Origin of the sequence: Streptomyces sp. CB02923 (genome assembly GCF_001905005.1) — a bacterium.
Lineage (GTDB): Bacteria > Actinomycetota > Actinomycetes > Streptomycetales > Streptomycetaceae > Streptomyces.
Map to the genome: position 1 here is coordinate 373,622 of NZ_LWKZ01000001.1, position 17,452 is coordinate 391,073.

Consider the following 17,452-nt stretch of genomic DNA (forward strand, 5'->3'; position numbering starts at 1 on the left):
CCACCGACGACGCACCCACACCGCACGCCCCCACCGCCACACCCCTTCCGCCGCCGGTACCCAACGTCACTGAGAAGTCATCTGCGGTGCGCCGATGACGCACGCGAACGGCCGCCAGGAGAGCACCGTGGTCTTCATCGACCTGGCCGAGCAGACTCGCTTCCTCGGTCAAGTGGCTCCCACCCTGGAATCGCTGCGGTCAAAGGTGGAACAGGTCCGTGCCGGAAAGATCGCCAAACCGGTTCGCGAGCTGGCCCCGGTCGCCGTCCGGGCACAGGAGCTGGCGACGCGGTGCACGCAGCACCTCGCGGATTTGTCGACCAGCCAGTACGCGCTCATGAAGGACGGGCACGAGAACCTCGCCGAACTCGCCGAGGTCTCGGCCCAGGTATCGCTCGCCGCCGCCATGTGCACCCTCGCCATCCACACCCGCACCGAAGTGCTGCTGTACGAGGACGCCGATGAGACCCCGCAGGCGAGCCGACGCATCCTCAACGACGCCGCCGAGCGGATGAATGCCTCTGCCAAGGCATACCGCACGCTGGCGCAACGGCTCTCCCGCCGCCTGGCCTCCACCGCCGCCCAGCGCGAGGACCAACAGCTCATCGACCGCGCCCTCGCCAACCCCCCGGCCACCACCACGCCAGCCACAGCAGCACGTACAGCGGCCAACGGCCCATGTCCGACCCCCCCCCACCCCGCACAGCCGCGCCAAGAACACACTGACCGCGACCGGCACCCCGAACGCGATAACACCCGCCGGAGTGTCCGTCACCGAACGGCGCCGTCAGGGCATCGCCAGCCGCCGGCCCTTTCCGCTGCGCAAGAGGCCGCGCTGCGCGCCGCCGAACGGAGCGAGATGACGATCACCGGCGGCAAACCGTACGACCGCATCCAGCCACAGGCTCCAGCGCTCACCGCCGCCACCAGCGCCCATAACCACCGCCCCCGGTCCCACTGACCCCGCCCCAGGAGACCTCACGCCCACCGACGACGCACCCACCCCGCACGACATCGCCCTCGCCCTCGCCGCCCAGCTCGACCCAAACGCCGCGCCCCGCGACGTGATCGCCAGTTTCAGCGCGCGCCGCCTTGCCGACCCCCGCTTCCGCTACAGGGGCTCCGGCGGCCCGGTCACCGTCGTGGCCCGCTCCCTGCACGCCCGGCTATACGGCCTGCCGACCGCACCTACGCCGCTGCCCACAGCCCTCGACGAACTCCTCCAGGCCCTCGGGACCGTGCACAACGGCGATCAGCAGCAGGCGGTACTGGCCCAGCTCGCCGAACAGCTCCGCAACGCCGCCCAGATCCTCGAACGGGCCCGGGACAACGCGCGCCAACTGCCCACCCCCACCTGGGAATGGCTGCGCGACGCCACCGACACCACCCGCCACCTGGCCGACGGCCTCGACGCCGTACGCCCCTCCTTCACCACACCGCACGCCCCCACCGCCACACCCCTTCCGCCGCCGGTACCCGCCCCGCCCCGCGCTGCCCCCGCCCGGCGCTGACCCCCGCCCCTCCTGCGGGCGCCCCGTTCACCGCAAGGACACCCGATTTCCGCCACCCTCGCCTTCAGATCCATCCCGCTCGGCGCCGGAACTCAATCCAGCGCATTGCATCTCGCCTTGTCGGACGTGGCCATCCGCGCCGGCAACGCCCGCGCCAACGCCGCCGGCAACCGACTGCTCGGCCAGGCGTTCCTGCACCGCTCCCGCGTCCCGCTCGACCAGGCCCCCATCGACCACGTCACCGCCGCCGAACGGGCAACGCGCCAGGCCGAACCCGGCGACCCGGACCCGGACCCCGACGCCCTCGTCGCGCTGGAGGACGACGGCGTGGCCGACGGCTGCTCGCCCTGGGCCTGCCGCGGCGAGCAGCCGACACGGGACGGCCTCGGGCTGGCCGCGTGATCGTGGACCTGTTCGCCGGGCCCGGCGGCTGGTCACACGCCCTGTCGCTGCTCGGCGTCCGGGACGTGGGCCTGGAATGGGACGAGTGGGCCTGCCGGACCCGGGCGGCGGCAGGCCAGCTGACGCTGCGCACCGATGTCGCCCGCTACCCGGTGCGGCCGTTCGTCGGCCGCACCACCGGGGTGATCGCCTCGCCGCCCTGCCAGGCATGGTCCATGGCCGGCAAACGCCTGGGCCTCCTCGACCAGCCCCTCGTTCACCAGGCCGTCACCGACCTCGCCGCCGGACGCGACACCCGCGAAGCGCTGCTCGCCCGCTGCCGGGACGAGCGCTCGCTGCTGGCCGCCGAGCCCATGCGCTACCTCCACGCCCTGAACCCAGTCGGCCAGCCGGAATGGGTCGTGATGGAGGAGGTCCCCGACGTCTTGCCCCTGTGGAAGCAGTACGCGGCCATCCTGCGCTCGTGGGGGTTCTCCGTGTGGGCCGGGATCCTCAACGCGGCCGACTTCGGCGTGCCCCAGACGCGGCGGCGGGCCATCCTGCTCGCCTCCCGCACCCGCCCGGCCGTACCGCCGGAGCCCACGCACGCCCGCGTTCCGGAACCGCCCACGCTCTTCGGCCCGGGCCGAGCACGCTGGGTGTCCATGGCCGAGGCCCTCGGCTGGGGCGCCACCGACCGCCCCGTGCCCACCCTGTGCGCCGGAGGCGGACCCGGCGGCGGCCCCGAGCCCTTTCCTTCCGGCTCGCGCAAGACCCTCGCCGACGCCCGCGACCGCGGCACCTGGCAGCACCCACCCCCCGCCGCCGGCGCCCGGCGCCCGCGGCGCAGCACACGGACCGGCGCACCGGCCGGCACCTCGCCTGGCTGGGCGTGGGCGCTGCGCACCAACAGCCAGACCAACGCCACCGTGCGCCGCGCCGACGAGCCCGCCGGCACCCTGTTCTTCGGGCACCGCGCCAACGAGTGCATCTGGGTCGCCGAACCCGCCACCAGCGAGGCGGACGAACAGGGCACGGCCCCGGAGACGATCCGCATAACCGCCCCGGAGGCGGGTGTGCTGCAGACCTTCCCCGCCGACTACCCCTGGGCCGGGAACAAGGGCCAGATTTTCTCCCAGATCGGCAACGCCGTCCCGCCCCGGCTGGCCGCCCACCTGCTGTCCCCGCACCTCGGCCGCACCCTGGGCCCCGACGACTTCTCCCTGGCCGCCTGATGCCCCGCACTCCCGACCCCGTCGAGGACGACCTCGACACCATCCCGCCGCCGCACCCGGTGTTCCATGTCGAACAGGCCCTCCTTGGCGCGCTCCTCCTCGAACCGCAGCGACTCGCCAGCGTGACCGGGATCTGCCCCGACTCGTTCTCCACCGCTGCGCACGCCGCCCTGTTCGCCGCGATCGGATCCCTGCCGGCCCCCGACCCGGCCGAGCACGCGAAGAACACCAAGTGGCTCGACCAGGTGCTCGCCGCCGCCCACCACCAGGCGTGCGGGCTGTCCGCCACCTATCTGCACGCCCTGGTCCAGGTCTGTCCGTGGCCCCGGCACGCGCCCGCGTACGCGCGGATGATCGAAGCAGAGCACGCACGGCGCCGCTTGAAAGCCGCAGCCCAGCGCATCACGTACACCGCGCGGAACACCTCGCTCCCTCAACGAGTGGCCACGACCCTCGTCGAAGCCGATGCCCTCGCCGCCGTGGTGGACGACATCGCCGCCCGCTTTCCGCCGCACTCCGGATCGCTTCCCCGCACCCCCGCACCGCCGCTCGCCGCAAACCACGACGAACAGGCGGGCGACGAGGAACGACTGCTGCTCGCGACCGCCACCGCCTGCCCGAGCAGCGTCGCTCAGATGCGGTGGCTGGCCCCCGGCGACTTCACGCATCCGCTGCACGCCGGGCTGTGGCAGTGCCTGACCGCCCTGACCCGGCGCGGCACTCCCGTCGACCCCGTGACGGTCCTGTGGGAGGCGCAGCACCGCGGCCTTCTGGACGCCGGGGCCGAGCCGAGGGGGCTGCTGGTTCTGCTCGCCGGACCGGTCGGCTCGCCGGAGCACTGGGGCGAGCGCATCCTCCAGCGGTCCGTCCTCGGGGCCGCCCACCACATCGGCAGGCGCATCGAGGCGTTCACCAACGATTCGGCCACCACCCCGTACCAGCTCGTCATCGGCAGCCGCCGCGCTCTTGCCGACCTTTCCGCCGTACGTACCCGGTGGCAGCACGCCACCTCACCTGAGCCGTCGAGGAAGCCGGCGCACACCCGGTCCAAAGCTGCGCCCCGGGCCGGTCCGCCGACCACAGCTCCACCCGCCGCACGCATCTCCCGCTGACCCCGAGCCCGCCGGTGGCGCCCTCGTAGTCCAGCCACCGCCCGAAAAGAGCGGTAATAGGCGGCCGGGAGCTGGGCCATCGTTGAGGGACAGGTTGCCCACCCGGCGGCCGACAGCTCGCCGGAGCGGTCTCGGTCGGCGGAGAACGCCAGAGTGCCGACGGCCCGCAGCCGGTTGCCGATTACAGGCATGAGCCGGGCGGAGGTTGGGGGATCACAGGGCACCGTCCGGCAGCGGCGTAAAGGTACCCATGTCCGGCGGGCCACCGTTGCTCCAGACCAGCGCAGACCGCTGCCCGCCCACCTGGACTATTCGGGCCTCAACACCCAGCGGAAGGCCAGTACGCAGACCCGTCCGAATGCCGTCAGGAAGCCGACCGTCGAAAGGCCCCACCGTACCCAGGCAAGCCACTGATCAGTGAGGGCGGCAAGTGCGACACCGCCCAACAGCGTCAGCACGACCAGGCGGAAGGCGAAGACGGCAATGCGGGCTCCCCGTGTCAGGGGGGCATCCAACAGCGACGGGCGGTGGGCGGCTCCGCTGCGCTTATCGTGACGCTCCCTTCCGCCAAGCGACGACGACAGGAAAGGTGCCCGGGTCCGGGCACCTTTCCTGTGCTTTCTAGCAGTGAATACCCAGTTAGCCAACCTGGGGAGTCCCGCACCATGAAGGACCACCGTCGCTTCTGCCCACACCGTCAGGGCGCTTCCCTGTGCGCAATCCCACACGTCCCGGCAGCCAGGCGTGGTGCCACCGGTCCGGCGAAGCGCCAACGGCAAGGGGTGAGCAAGGTGCGCGTCGTACAACCTGCTGCACCGAAGCGGAACGCAGTGGACTACGCCGAACCTCAATACTGACGCATCCGCGCCGCTGATTCGCCATCATTTCCTGTTTCGGATAGCCATTTGATGAGGCATCACAAGCTCTCTCCGCCGCCCGAGCCCGTGCGTTCCCATAGCCGTCGCGACGACTTCGCCCCTTTGGTCGCGAGGTGGTTGCGCAATGGCGCGCGGACCCTAATGGCTGCCGCTGACAACGCCTCAATCGCCGCCTGAAGATCATTTTGCGTGCTCCAATCGGCCCTGCTTGCATGTCGGTCACCTCGCCGCCCCTGTGACGCCGGCGGGCCCCTTTGTCTGTCCATTCAATAAGAGAAGGCGGCATGTCCTACCCGTTTTCCGTGGCCGATGATGGCTGGATTCCCGTGCGGGTCCGTTGTGACCTGGACGCCGGCGAGACCGAGGAACTGCGGTCCCTGGTGCCGGAGGCCAGCCCCGGAGGATGCGTCCGGGTGGGTCTGCGCTGTCTCTTCCAGGGCGCCCATCTGTTCACCGACCTCGACTTCACGGTCCCTCCGGTCGAGGCTGTCGCGCGTCGCCTGCTCGCCGCGGTGACCGCACGGGTGTCGGGCCTGGACACCGGCACCTCCCGCCAGTGGCCTGACGCACGTGACGACCTCCTGGCCACCGGGCGGTTCGACGCGGATCGCGTGGACAAGTACCTGACGACCCACGCGCACCGCCTGAACCTGTACGACGGCACGCAGCCGTTCCTCCAGGACATCCGGCTCGCGCAGGAGTGCGGCAAGGGGCAGGCGCCCGGCCGGCTGGTGATGGACCGCCCCTCGGGGAACAACGCGGTGTGGACCACGCACCTCGCCCAGGACGTGCCGGTGCCCGGGCCGGATGCGGTGCAGTGGCTCCTGGCCTGGTACGGATACGGCCCGTCCGGCACCGCCACGCCCCGCACCCACGCCTCCCGCAGCAGCGGTTCCTGTAAGGCCGGACCGTACCGCTCGCTCGTCTCCTACTTCCCGCACGCGCCAGAGCGGCTGTTCCTGTCGCTGGTGGCGTCCGTGCCCGGCCCGTCGGCCTGGCCCACCGGTCCGGGCCCGGACCTGGCGCCGTGGGAGAGCGATGAGCTGCCCGACCCGCTGGCCCCGGCCCCGGCGTGCGGGCCGGTGTCGCTGCTGACCGGCCGCACCGCCCACGCGCTGCTGCTCACCGGCGACGACGCCGGGCAGACCACCGGCTGCAAGATCACCTGGAACACCGCGGTCGACCTGCCGGCCGCCGTCGACCCCTACGTCATCGAGCGCACCAAGGGCGGGCCACTGCGGGCCGACCGGGCCCGCTCGGCCTGGCGCGACCTGGACGCCCTGCTGCTGAAGACCCAGCCCGGCTCGAAGACCACGCTGCGGCGCCCCACGGTCTTCGACGCCGTAGCCGAGCTTGCCCCGGCCGTCCAGCGGCAGCTGGGGGTGCGGGTCCTGGCCTGGGACCAGCACCGCCAGGAGAAGGACAACCAGTGGTACGCCGCCACCACACCCCCCGTCCTGCAGCACATCGAAGAGTCTGACGCGCAGGGCGCAGCGGCCATCGCCGCCGCCCGGCGCAGCGCCGAGGCCACCGCCGGCGACTTGGCCCGCGCCCTGTCGGCTGCCTGGCTCGGCATCCACGCCAAGCGGGATCCCCAGCAGCGGCACGGCTTCGTGGAGGCGGCGCGCACCCAGTTCTGGGAACGCGCCGAGGAGGAGTTCTGGCAGGCCGTCCGTGCCCCGGCCCCGGGCCGGCGGCCCGCCTTCCGGCGCCTGGCCCTCGAACGGTTCGACCAGGCCACCGCGACGCTGAAGACCACCGTGCACGGGATGAGCGCGGTCGCCAAGGCCCGAGCCCGGCTGACCCGGCCCCGCACATGACCCCGTTCCTCCGTACCCACGCACCCCGTTCGACCAGGAAGAGGACGCGATGAGCACCACGGCCGCCACCGCTGATACCGACAGCGCGCCCGTGCCTCCGACATGGCTCGCCCGCCACGTTGCCTTCATGGAACACGTGGCCGAGGTGTGCAGCAGCCCCGGGGGACGCAGTGATCTGCGCACCGGGCAGACCCGCCGGGGGCTGGCCGAGCCGTGGCTCATGCTCCCGCACCTGCAGTCCCGCCTCCCGCGCGGCCTGCCAGAGCGCAAGACGGCCTATCTGGCGGCGGCGGCCATGTTCGCCGCCCACGCCCCCAGCCCGGCCAGCACCACCGCGCAGGCGGCCAGCGTGTATGACGCCCGGCGCGGCAACCTCGGCTGGTCGCTGGCCCGGGCGGTGCGCAGCGGGCTGCTGAGCCAGGACACCGCCACCGAACTGCTGCAGCTGATGGCCCGCCAGCGCCGCCTGACGGGTCTGCTGCACCACTTGCAGCCCCTGGTCGACCGGCTCGCCGCCGAGCAGGTCCCGCTGTCGTGGCCGCACCTGCTGCGCGACCTGACCCGCTGGACGCGCTACCGCACCGAGGTGGCGGACCAGTGGATGTCCAGCCACTACGACCCCGCCGACACCACCGAAGACACTGCCGAGGAGCACACCGCGTGAGCATCTTCATCGACATCCACATCGTCCACAGCTTCCCGCTGTCCAACCTCAACCGCGACTACTACGGATCGCCGAAGGTGGCGGTCTACGGAGGTGTGGAGCGGGGCCGCATCTCCTCGGCCGCCCTCAAGCGCGGCTCACGCACCGAGATCGAGAAGTTCCTCGGGGACAAGGCGCTGCGCACCCGCCGGGTGCCCGGCCAGGTCGCGGCCGAGCTGGAAACGCGCGGCTGGACGGCCGAGGAGGCCGCCGAGGCCGGACGCAACGTCGCGCTGGCCGCGGACGTCGGCGGGCTGGGCATCGAGGAGGCCGGCACCACCAACGTCATGCTCTACCTGCCGGCCGCGGCCATCGGCGCCCTGGCCGACCTGGTGGAAGACCAGCGGACGCAGATCGACGCCGCCGCCAAGGGCGCCCTCGCGGAAGCCAAGGCCGGCAAGAGCAAGAAGTCCAGGACGAAGGCGGACCGGGAAATCGCCAAGCGGATCCAGGAGGTGCTGGCCACCCGCAACGCCTCCATCGCCGCCTTCGGCCGGATGCTCGCCAACGCGCCCGAGGTCACCGTCGACGGCGCCATCTCGGTCGCGCACGCCATCACCACCCATGCCACCGAAGAACAGAGCGACTTCTTCACCGCCGTCGATGACGTCCCCGGTGACGACAACGGCTCCGCCCACATGGGCCACGGCGCCTACACCTCCGGCAGCTTCTACAAGTACAGCTCCATCAGTCTCGACGGCCTGGTCACCAACCTGGGCCACGACCGCGATGCCGCCCGGGAGCTGGTGCGCGCCTACCTCGCCGAATTCGCCGTCCATGTGCCCCGGGCCAAGAAGAACAGCACCGCGCCCTTCACGCCGCCGGCCCTGGCTTACGTCACCGTCCGCAGTGACCGGCCCGTCAGCCTGGCCGGTGCCTTCGAGGCGCCCGTCGTCGCCGACGAGAGCACCGGCTGGACCTCGCCCAGCATCAAGCAGCTCGACGAGCACGCCCAGGCCGTCAACGCCTTCTTCGGTCCCGAGCCCGTCATCGCCGCCGCCTACACCGGTACCGCCGCGGGTCTCGCCTCCCTGACCTCGCTGGGCCGGCACATACCCCAGCTGTCCGACCTGGCCGAGACCATCACCACCGCGGCCTTCGACGCGGAGGAGCCGAAGTGAGTGCCGGTCTCCTGCTGCACCTGTCCGCGCCGCAGCAGTGCTGGGGCGGCGGCCAGGGCGGGCGGGTACGCGACACCCACGCCCACCCCACCCGCAGCGGCCTGACCGGGCTGATCGCCGCCGCCCAGGGACGCCCCCGCGGCAGCGACCTGAGTGACCTGGCCTGCCTCGGCTTCACCGTGCGCGTCGACCGGCCCGGACAGCGCCTGCTGGACTTCCACACCGTCGGAGGCGGCTACCCCGCCGAGCACACCGTCATGAACGCCAATGGCGGACGGCGCGGCACCGCCCTCATCTTCGAGGACTGGTACCTCAACGACGCGGCCTTCAGCGTCGCCGTCACCGGACCCGCCAGCCTCATCACACAGGCCGCCGCCGCCCTGCGCCACCCCGTCTACCCGCCGCACCTGGGCCGCCGGGCCTGCCCGCCGGACACCCCGGTGCTCATCGAACAGACCCAGGACGCCGAGCACGCCCTGCATCACCTGCCGCTGCACCGCGAGGCGCCCCAGCGCGCCGACTGCGTCGAGACCGTCTTCCTCAGCGAAGCCCCGCCCGAAGACGAGCCGTCCCTGCCGGCCACCCGGACCGTGCGCGACGTGCCCCTGCCCGACCGGGCCTTCGGCTCCCGCAACCTCTGGGAAACCCGCCGCCACCTGCCCAGCACCCTGTGCGCCGGCACCGGCACCGCCTACCTGCGCCGCCTGACCCAGTACCGCCAGGGCCGCTGACCACCGAGCCCGCCGTCCGCACCGCAACGGAACCCGACATGACCACCACCCTCGCACCGCCCGCGACCGCACATCTCACCAAGATCCAGATCAACCCCCGATCCGACGATGCGGGCCCGGACCTGACCAACGCCCAACGTCTCCACCACCGGGTCCTCAGCCTCACCCCCGACCCGTCCGGCACCGAAACACGGCAGGCGGCAGGGGTCCTCTACCGCCTCGAACGCGACCGCACCAAACACACCCTCCTCATCCAGTCCACCGCGCCCCTGGACCTGACCCAGCTGCCAGCGGACTACGCCACCGCCACCGACCACCGCGACATCACCCCCCTGCTCACCTGGTGCCAAGAAGGCCATGCCATCCGCTACCGGCTCGACGCAGCCCCCCAACGCTCCCGGCCCTCCACCACAACCGACGCCAAAGGCCGCCGCCACCGCGGCAAGCTCTTCCCCCTGTACGGCGAGGAGGCCACCGCCTGGTGGCACCACAAAGCCACCGAAGCTGGCCTCACCCTCGACCCCGACACCCTCCTCGCCGCGAGCCAGCCCGCGATCTTCGGCCGCAAAAAACACCCGCACGAGCCCGGCCGGATGCGCTTCCACATGCCGGTATCGCGCTTCGAAGGCCACGCCACCATCACCGACCCCGACGCCCTCCGCACAGCCATCACCACCGGAATAGGCCGAGCCCGCGCCTACGGAGCAGGACTCCTGTCCATCGCCCCCTCCCGGTAACCCCGACGACCACGCCCCCGCACCAACCCCCGACACGAACCTTGATAACGAAACAGCAAAGCCACCCAAGCACCGCAGGTCGCGAAGGGTCCGACCCGCACGCGCAGGTATCGACCGCCGGCTTTGCCCATGACCTCCATGAGGGTGTTGTCCGACCCGCACGCGCAGGTATCGACCGCCGTCCGTTTCCGCGATTAGGACGAGACCGTCGTCCGACCCGCACGCGCAGGTATCGACCTCAACACCGCCTACTCAGGCGACGAGTCCCTGAGTCCGACCCGCACGCGCAGGTATCGACCGAGATGCCACGTCTCCCCCAGTGTGAAGCGCTCGTCCGACCCGCACGCGCAGGTATCGACCGCCGACGCCCAGCCGCTCATGTAGCGGCCCGACGTCCGACCCGCACGCGCAGGTATCGACCGCAGGTGCAGGTGCCGTCGACGGGCTGGGGCGTGTCCGACCCGCACGCGCAGGTATCGACCGGTATCCCTCCGCGCGGGTCGCCCCGACATCGGGGTCCGACCCGCACGCGCAGGTATCGACCGGCCGGCGAGGTAGCCGCCGCCCTCGCCGAGCGGTCCGACCCGCACGCGCAGGTATCGACCGATCGCGTCCATGAACCTGGGCTCGGTACGGGTGTCCGACCCGCACGCGCAGGTATCGACCGTTCGACGCCGCCGAGACCGGCGCGCGGGCCGAGTCCGACCCGCACGCGCAGGTATCGACCGTCCGCTACCGCATCGGCCACGATCGCCGCCGTGTCCGACCCGCACGCGCAGGTATCAACCGGCGGGGTTCTCCATCCCCGCACTGCCACACGTGTCCGACCCGCACGCGCAGGCATCAACCGACGGCCGCGGACCAGCGGCCGCCCGCGTCGGCGCCCGATCCGCACGCGCAGGTATCGACCGCCCCGGGCGGCCATCCCCACGCCGAACCGCAGGTCCGACCCGCACGCGCAGGTATCGACCGCACACCCCGGGCAGTTGGCTGGTGGACCTCTCGTCTGACCCGCACGCGCAGATATCAGCTACCGCTGAGGAGCCCGGTCGATGCGCGGCCGAGGACCGACCTGCACGTGTAGGTATCGACCGCCGACGGTGCCCTTGGCGAGGTCAGTTTCGACGCGTCCGACCTGCACGCGCAGGTATCAGCCGGACGCCGCTCCGGTGATCGCCCGTATCGACACGGCCGACCCGCACGCGCAGGTATCAACCGAGCGGATCGGCCTGCGGGGCCGGCGGCGGGGTGTCCGACCCGCACACGCAGGTTTCAGTCGGAGATCGCCAAATGAGCACGACGTTCCACGAGGTCCGCCCCGCACATGCAGGTATCAGTCGGCCGAGCTGGAGGCCGTGGGCATCCCCTGACGTCCGACTCGCACGCACCGGTTTCGACCCCAAGCTGACCGACTCCTGGGTGAGGCACTCGTGACCGACCCACACGCGCAGGTATCAACCGGCCCCTACGTTTGACCAGGATGTCGGGGTGCGGTCCGACCCGCACGGCGCAGGTATCAACCGCGGGCGGCCACCTGCTGCGCCGCGGCTTCGGGGTCCGACCCGCACGCGCAGGTATCAACCGACGGTGCCGCCGCGCTCGTCACGGAACTGATCGTCCGACCCGCACGCAGGTATCAACAACCGGGCGTCGAGTTGGGCAGCCTCCGGCGGGCGAGGTCCGACCCGCACCCGCAGGTATCAACCGTCGACCGGCTCGGCCTGCGACAGGTCCGGCTCGTCCGACCCGCACCCGCAGGTATCAACCGGTGGCCACCAGCGCCATGACGAGGGCGAGGGCGTCCGACCCGCACGCGCAGGTATCAGCCGCGCGCCGGATGCTCCACCGCGACCGCTGGCCGGTCCGACCCGCACGCGCAGGTATCAATCGGCTTTCTGCTCGGCCGAGATCGGCACGGTGACGTCCGACCCGCACGCGCAGGTATCAACCGGAAGGCCACGTCTTCCTGCTGCGGACCGCGTCGTCCGACCCGCACGCGCAGGTATCGACCGCCTAGGACCATGGGCGGTACGACCAACACCGGGTCCGACCCGCTCACGCAGGTATCAACCGGCATACGCCGAGCTGGGGCGCTCGGGCTTTGCGTCCGACCCGCACGTGCAGGTATCGACCGTCGGCGGCCCGCAGGTCATGGCGGAGCAGATCGTCCGACCCGCACGCGCAGGTATCAACCGGTCATCGAGCACCTGCGGGCATTCAGTGACGAGTCCGACCTGCACGCGCAGGTATCAACCGGCTCCTGCGGCGGCGTCCTGCCACTTCGCGAAGTCCGGCCCGCACACGCAGGTGTTAACCGAGGCCCATTTGCGTTCATCCAGCTAGAGCCTGGCCCGACCCGCACGTGCAGGTATCAACTGGCCGACGAGGTGATGCGGTGACGACCCCAGCGTCCGACCCGCACGCGCGGGTGCCGTCCGCCCTCTTCGACGCCGACGTAGCGGCTCCTGACCGCACGCATAGGCGTCTGCTTATACCAATTGAAATATTCACCGTCGATACCCCTGCCGTTCGCCAGAACGGTTTGGCTTCACTTGGAGGTTTTATGCCTGACAATTTCAACCCTGACCAAGACGTGTGGGGAAAGTGGGACGGCCTCCTCTTCCCTTACCCCTTGGGCTGCCACTTCCTCGATACTGCCGCAATAGCAGGGGAACTTTGGGACGCCTATCTCACGGAGCAACAACGTGCCGCTGTCGCCGACGCATTCGGTGTACCGGTGGCGGATGCTCGCGGGATGGTCTGTTTCTGGGCCGGGTTGCACGACTTGGGCAAGTGCTGCCCCGCGTTTCAGGGACAGCCGTCGGGCCCCAATCCGGCATTCCTCGCAACACCGGATTTCGCTGCTCCTCCCGGTTGGATGTTTGAGGGGGCGGTGCGGCACGAGCGGGTGACGCATTTGGTGTTGCCTTCGCTTCTGGCACCATACGGGTATGACGCGGAGTCGCGTCCGGGCAGGTCGGTGGCGCACCAGGTGGCGCAGATGCTTGGTGGGCATCACGGGGTGTACGGGGCGATGCTCGACCGGGTGTTGATGGCCGGCCCGGAGCAGGGTGAGCCGCGCGTGGGGGCCGCCGCGGGCTGGGCGCGGGAGCGGGCAGCGTTGGTGGGGATGCTCTACGAAGCGACCGGACGGCCGGTGGCTCCGGTACAGGTGGCGCCGGCCGGTGCGGCTGTCATGGTCACCGCTCTGGTGGTGCTGGCCGACTGGCTGGCTTCCAAAGCCGGCTGGGTACGTGCCCGGCTCGCCGAATGGAGGGCTGCCGACGGGAATTGGCAGGCGCACTACCGGCGGGCGGTTGGCCATGCGGCCCAGGCGGTGGCGGATGCCCAGTTGGCTGCGCCCCTGTGGAACCCGGCGGAATCCTTCGGCGAGGTCTTCCCTGCCGTTCGTCAGCCCTATCCGCTGCAGAGCGACGTCGGAGTGCGGTTGCCGAAGGTCGTATCGAAGGGGGCGGGGTTGTTGCTGGTGACGGCTCCCACCGGGGACGGCAAGACCGAGGTCGGTCTCTACGGGGCCCGGGTGCTGGGGGCCGCCTCGGGCCGGGCGGGCCTGGCCGTGCTGCTGCCGACCATGGCCACCACCGAGGCGATGTGGCGGCGTGTACGCGATTACGTCGCGGGCAGCACCCAGGCGGACACACCGGTCACGCTGCTGCACGGCCTGGCGTGGCTGAATGAGGAATACGCCGAGGACGGCAGCGACGCCGTGCTCGGGGAGGGCTGTGTCTCCACCACGGCCGGGGAGTTCGTGCGCGGGCGTCACCTCGGGCTTGTCGCCGGCGTCGCGGTGGGTACGTGGGATCAGGCGGCGACGGCGAGTCTGCCGGTGCGGTTCAATGTGCTGCGCTGGCTCGGCCTGTCCGGCAAGACGTTGATCATTGATGAGGCCCATGCGTATGACGCGTACGGGCATGCGCTGACCGTGCGTCTGCTGGAGTGGCTGGGGCACCTGGGGGTGCCGGTGGTCCTGCTGTCGGCCACCTTGGCCGGATCGCTGGCGCGCCGTCTGGTCGACGCCTACCTGCGCGGGGCCGGGCACCCGGGCGCCACTGAGGTCGCCCCCGCGTATCCGGGGTGGCTGTTCGCCGATGCCTCATCCGGCACCGTGACCGCCTCGCCGGTGATCGAAAGCCGCCGGCAGCGCTCGCTCGTCATCGACCTGCACGAGGCACGGCATACGCACGATCCGGACCGGCGTGACGGCCGGGCGCGGCGCCTGGCCGAGGAGATCGCTCCGCTCTACGAGGCCGGGCAGGATCCCGGGGCGGTCCTGGTGGTGTGCAACACCGTGCCGGATGCCCAGCAGACGTACCTCGCCCTGACAGAACGCCGGGGATCGCGCCAGCCGCGGCTGTTGCTGCTGCACGCCCGTATGCCGGTGTGGCAGCGCGACGCCACCACCCAGATGCTGCTGGGCCTGCTGGGGCCCACAGCGCCGCGTCCGGACGAGCCGCTGATCGTCGTCGCGACGCAGGTGGCTGAGCAGTCCCTGGACGTGGACTTCGACCTGGTGGTCAGTGACCTGGCGCCGCTGGCCCAGCTGCTGCAGCGGGCCGGTCGCGGACACCGCCACCAGCTCGGCGAACGCGGCGCGCGCCCCTCCTGGGCCGGTGCACCCCGCCTGGTGGTCTGCTCCCCCAGCGGATCGCTGCCGCCGCCGGCCTGGGGGGAGGTCTACGACGCGGCGCTGCTGCGCCGCACGCGCGAACTGCTCGCCGACCGGGCCGGACGGCCCCTGGAGGTGCCCGGCGAGGTGGCCGAGGCGATCGAAACGGTCTACGCCGACCTCAACGACCTGGCCGACCAGGCGCTGTCCGACGACCGGCAGCGAGCGGTGCGCGAGACGGCCCAGGCCGCCGCGGCCGATGCCGTCGCCATCCCCGCCCCGCACCAGGTCACGGACCTCTACCCGCTGACCGACCGCGAGATCGATCCCGCAGCGGTCACCACGCGGCTGGGCGCCGACTCCGAACGGCTCCTGCCCATCTACACCACCGCCGACGGCCGCCGCTGGCTTGACCCGGCATGCTCCCAGCCACTGCCGGCGCCCCCAGCACCGCAGCAGCGCCTGGACCGCGACACCGTCGCCCGCCTGGTGCGCCTGACCGTCCAAGCCCCCGGCAGCTACCTGCCCCACGACGACCAGCACACCTTCCCGCCGAAGGAATGGCAACGCACCCCCACCGCCCGCGACCTGCGGCTGCTGCCCCACCCCGTCGCTCAGGACGGCTCCATCGGAGCATACGAAGCCTCCCAGCACGTCCTTCGTCTGGATCCCGAGCTGGGGCTCGTCCGCCGCCTCAGTCGCTGACACCTCCCGCGGCGGCCACAGCTGGCCCCGGCAGTCAGCCGCACACGCTGATCGCGAGCACGTCAGAGCGGGGCAACATAGTGCGGGATCGCCGGTTAGCCAAACCGGCGATCCCACGCATCATTGATAGTCCACCGCCACCACCTGCTCGTACGTCGAGAGGCACCCCCAGACGACCACAGACAAGCGCCAAACGCACGGCCTGGGCGCGCTCCACAGGACACGAGCTGCGGATGACGCCCCGAGCCGATCGCGGACCAGGGCCCGTCCGCCTCCAGCGCAGGGGTTAACCGGGCCTCAGCCAACGGATGACCAGGGCGCAGGCGATCCCGAAGACCGTGAGGATGGCGGCCGTCTCCAGGCCCCACCGGACCCAGGCGAGCCACTGATCGGTGAGGGCGACGAGCAGGAGGCCGCCCGTCAGCGCCAGCACGGCCATGATGAAGGCGAAGACGGCCACCCGGGCCCCCTGCGACAGGGGACAATCCCACCAAGACGGTGGAGGGTCGGAATGCATACCGTGACGCTCCCCTCGAATAGGCGACAGCCGGGTAGGCACTCGACGTCACCGAGCACCTACCCGGCGTTTTGTATCAGCGGCCTCCCGGTGAGCCAAACCGGGAAATCGCCGCATCATTGGAAGTCCACCGCCACCTCTGCCCCGCCATCGAGAGGCAGCCGACACCAGACCTGCCCACGACTTCACCCCCGGGTAGGAAGAGGCCCCGCAGCGTCTCGCGCTACGCCGCGGCGTAGCTGAGGCGGAACAGGTCCCGGGCCCGCTCCAGGTCCCGCTCCGAGCGCAGCTGGACCTCCAGGTCGCCGGTGCCGTGGTGGCCCAGCCTCGTCACGTCCCGGGTGAAGCCGGGCACTAGGCCGGCCTCCTGCGGGTCGGCCTTGAGGTAGACGAGCAGCTTGGTCTTCTGTGGCGGGCACACGCAGGCGAAGTTCCGCAGCCGCCGGTATGCCCGGTAGAGGCGGTTCTCGGTCTTGGTGATGTCCTGCCCCAAGCCCAGCAGTGTCTCGTCGACCGCGGCGGCCAGCTCCGCCGTCGCCCCCTGCGTCAGGTGCCCGCGCGTCGTTTCGGCCGCGCGCCGGCGACGGGCCGTCCCGGTTGTCACCGTCTGCCCTGTGGCGGAGGCCACCGTCTCCAGGCCGACGAGCTGCTCGCCGTAGAAGCGGTAGCGGACCAGGTCGATGCTGCGCCGGTGCTCGCGTACGGCGTGTGCGTCGTAGCGGGTGAAGTCGCCCGCCACGCAGATCAGCCGCGGCGCGCTCCACCGCACCCGGGAGGCGGCTGCCGCCCCCAGGCGCTCGCGGACCAGGTGCCCGAATTCGGCGCGGTGATCCATCAGCCATGCCAGGTAGAACAGGCCCTGGTTGATCACGCCCGCATCCGTGCCGCGCTTGTACTCGACGACCACCGGTGCGTCGTTCTCGTCCAGGCCCAGCGAGTCGATCCGTCCGCCGTGCACCGGCCCGGTGCTGTACTCGCTCGCCAGGAACCGCACGCCCAGCATCGTCTCCATGTGTGCCTCGATCAGATGCTGCACATCGGCTTCGACCTCAGCAAGACGCGGCGTGACCTCAATCACGCCGCCCTCCGTGCTGTAGAGCTTCAGGGTCGACACCGCCTCTCCGTGCGTCCAGTGTGGCCAGAGCTCAACAGCGGATGCAGTCGAATTTATTTCCGAAGGATCCGAGCTTGAGTCCGGGGCCACTCGGGACCGCCCAATCTTTGCAATAGCATCAAAAGGGGCATTTCCAAATCGCGGGACATGCGCGGGATCGCTCACCTAACGTGGCGTCAGGTAAGGCGCTGACCAGCGAAAACGTCTGGGAATCGAACGGCCTCCGGAGCCGTGTGCGCAGGTTCGAATCCTGCCGGGGG

The 17,452-nt window shown here is 71.2% G+C and carries 13 protein-coding genes, 1 tRNA gene and 1 CRISPR repeat array; of the genes, 12 read left to right on the forward strand and 2 right to left on the reverse strand.

The window, feature by feature from the left end:
- The first annotated feature begins 94 nt into the window (after positions 1-94).
- From A6A06_RS41345 to A6A06_RS01695, 11 genes are all read left to right on the forward strand, one after another.
- On the forward strand, positions 95-961 hold the full coding sequence (locus A6A06_RS41345; protein WP_073758034.1) for a hypothetical protein: 867 nt from the start codon (positions 95-97) through the stop codon (positions 959-961).
- Positions 962-1,064: 103 nt separating this feature from the next.
- The gene (locus A6A06_RS01645) at positions 1,065-1,511 is read left to right on the forward strand and encodes a hypothetical protein (RefSeq protein WP_073758036.1); all 447 of its coding nucleotides are present in this window, start codon (positions 1,065-1,067) and stop codon (positions 1,509-1,511) included.
- A gap of 117 nt (positions 1,512-1,628) precedes the next feature.
- Positions 1,629-1,913, forward strand: coding sequence for a hypothetical protein (locus A6A06_RS01650; protein WP_242440521.1), 285 nt, complete (start codon positions 1,629-1,631; stop codon positions 1,911-1,913).
- Entirely contained in the window at positions 1,910-3,127 is a 1,218-nt protein-coding gene (locus tag A6A06_RS01655) for a DNA cytosine methyltransferase (RefSeq protein WP_073758038.1), read from the forward strand. The genes A6A06_RS01650 and A6A06_RS01655 overlap by 4 nt, the downstream gene beginning before the upstream one ends.
- Positions 3,127-4,239, forward strand: a complete 1,113-nt coding sequence (locus tag A6A06_RS01660) for a DnaB-like helicase N-terminal domain-containing protein (protein WP_073758040.1) — start codon at positions 3,127-3,129, stop codon at positions 4,237-4,239. The genes A6A06_RS01655 and A6A06_RS01660 overlap by 1 nt, the downstream gene beginning before the upstream one ends.
- 1,162 nt (positions 4,240-5,401) lie before the next feature.
- A complete protein-coding gene (gene casA, locus A6A06_RS01670; RefSeq protein ID WP_073758045.1) occupies positions 5,402-6,937 on the forward strand; it encodes a type I-E CRISPR-associated protein Cse1/CasA in 1,536 nt (511 codons plus the stop codon).
- Positions 6,938-6,986: 49 nt separating this feature from the next.
- Complete coding sequence (casB, locus tag A6A06_RS01675; protein WP_073758047.1) at positions 6,987-7,601, forward strand: type I-E CRISPR-associated protein Cse2/CasB; 615 nt, start codon at positions 6,987-6,989, stop codon at positions 7,599-7,601.
- Positions 7,598-8,761, forward strand: a complete 1,164-nt coding sequence (cas7e, locus tag A6A06_RS01680) for a type I-E CRISPR-associated protein Cas7/Cse4/CasC (RefSeq protein ID WP_073758049.1) — start codon at positions 7,598-7,600, stop codon at positions 8,759-8,761. The genes casB and cas7e overlap by 4 nt, the downstream gene beginning before the upstream one ends.
- A complete protein-coding gene (gene cas5e / locus A6A06_RS01685) occupies positions 8,758-9,492 on the forward strand; it encodes a type I-E CRISPR-associated protein Cas5/CasD (protein ID WP_073758051.1) in 735 nt (244 codons plus the stop codon). The genes cas7e and cas5e overlap by 4 nt, the downstream gene beginning before the upstream one ends.
- Positions 9,493-9,530: 38 nt before the next feature.
- Positions 9,531-10,229, forward strand: a complete 699-nt coding sequence (gene cas6e / locus A6A06_RS01690; protein ID WP_073758053.1) for a type I-E CRISPR-associated protein Cas6/Cse3/CasE — start codon at positions 9,531-9,533, stop codon at positions 10,227-10,229.
- An 88-nt stretch (positions 10,230-10,317) separates the two neighbouring features.
- Positions 10,318-11,202: a CRISPR direct-repeat array (repeat unit 29 nt; unit sequence GTCCGACCCGCACGCGCAGGTATCGACCG).
- A gap of 1,590 nt (positions 11,203-12,792) precedes the next feature.
- Complete coding sequence (locus A6A06_RS01695; RefSeq protein WP_073758055.1) at positions 12,793-15,561, forward strand: CRISPR-associated helicase/endonuclease Cas3; 2,769 nt, start codon at positions 12,793-12,795, stop codon at positions 15,559-15,561.
- 286 nt (positions 15,562-15,847) lie between these two features.
- Here A6A06_RS01695 and A6A06_RS41350 read toward each other — a convergent pair whose 3' ends face one another.
- Together A6A06_RS41350 and A6A06_RS01700 are read right to left on the reverse strand one after the other, a co-directional pair.
- Positions 15,848-16,021, reverse strand: coding sequence for a hypothetical protein (locus A6A06_RS41350; protein ID WP_199930633.1), 174 nt, complete (start codon positions 16,019-16,021; stop codon positions 15,848-15,850).
- Positions 16,022-16,301: 280 nt separating this feature from the next.
- Entirely contained in the window at positions 16,302-17,192 is an 891-nt protein-coding gene (locus A6A06_RS01700; RefSeq protein ID WP_073758057.1) for a DUF5655 domain-containing protein, read from the reverse strand.
- 195 nt (positions 17,193-17,387) lie between these two features.
- On the opposite strand from A6A06_RS01700, the gene A6A06_RS41355 reads away from it, so the two are divergent.
- Positions 17,388-17,451, forward strand: a tRNA-Arg gene (locus tag A6A06_RS41355).
- Position 17,452 lies beyond the last annotated feature (1 nt).

Bases quoted from the DNA above. Each gene is read 5' to 3' on its own strand.
- A6A06_RS01695 (WP_073758055.1), top strand. From the start codon at position 12,793: ATGCCTGACAATTTCAACCCTGACCAAGACGTGTGGGGAAAGTGGGAC.
- A6A06_RS01660 (WP_073758040.1), top strand. From the start codon at position 3,127: ATGCCCCGCACTCCCGACCCCGTCGAGGACGACCTCGACACCATCCCG.
- casA (WP_073758045.1), top strand. From the start codon at position 5,402: ATGTCCTACCCGTTTTCCGTGGCCGATGATGGCTGGATTCCCGTGCGG.
- cas6e (WP_073758053.1), top strand. From the start codon at position 9,531: ATGACCACCACCCTCGCACCGCCCGCGACCGCACATCTCACCAAGATC.
- casB (WP_073758047.1), top strand. From the start codon at position 6,987: ATGAGCACCACGGCCGCCACCGCTGATACCGACAGCGCGCCCGTGCCT.
- A6A06_RS41345 (WP_073758034.1), top strand. From the start codon at position 95: ATGACGCACGCGAACGGCCGCCAGGAGAGCACCGTGGTCTTCATCGAC.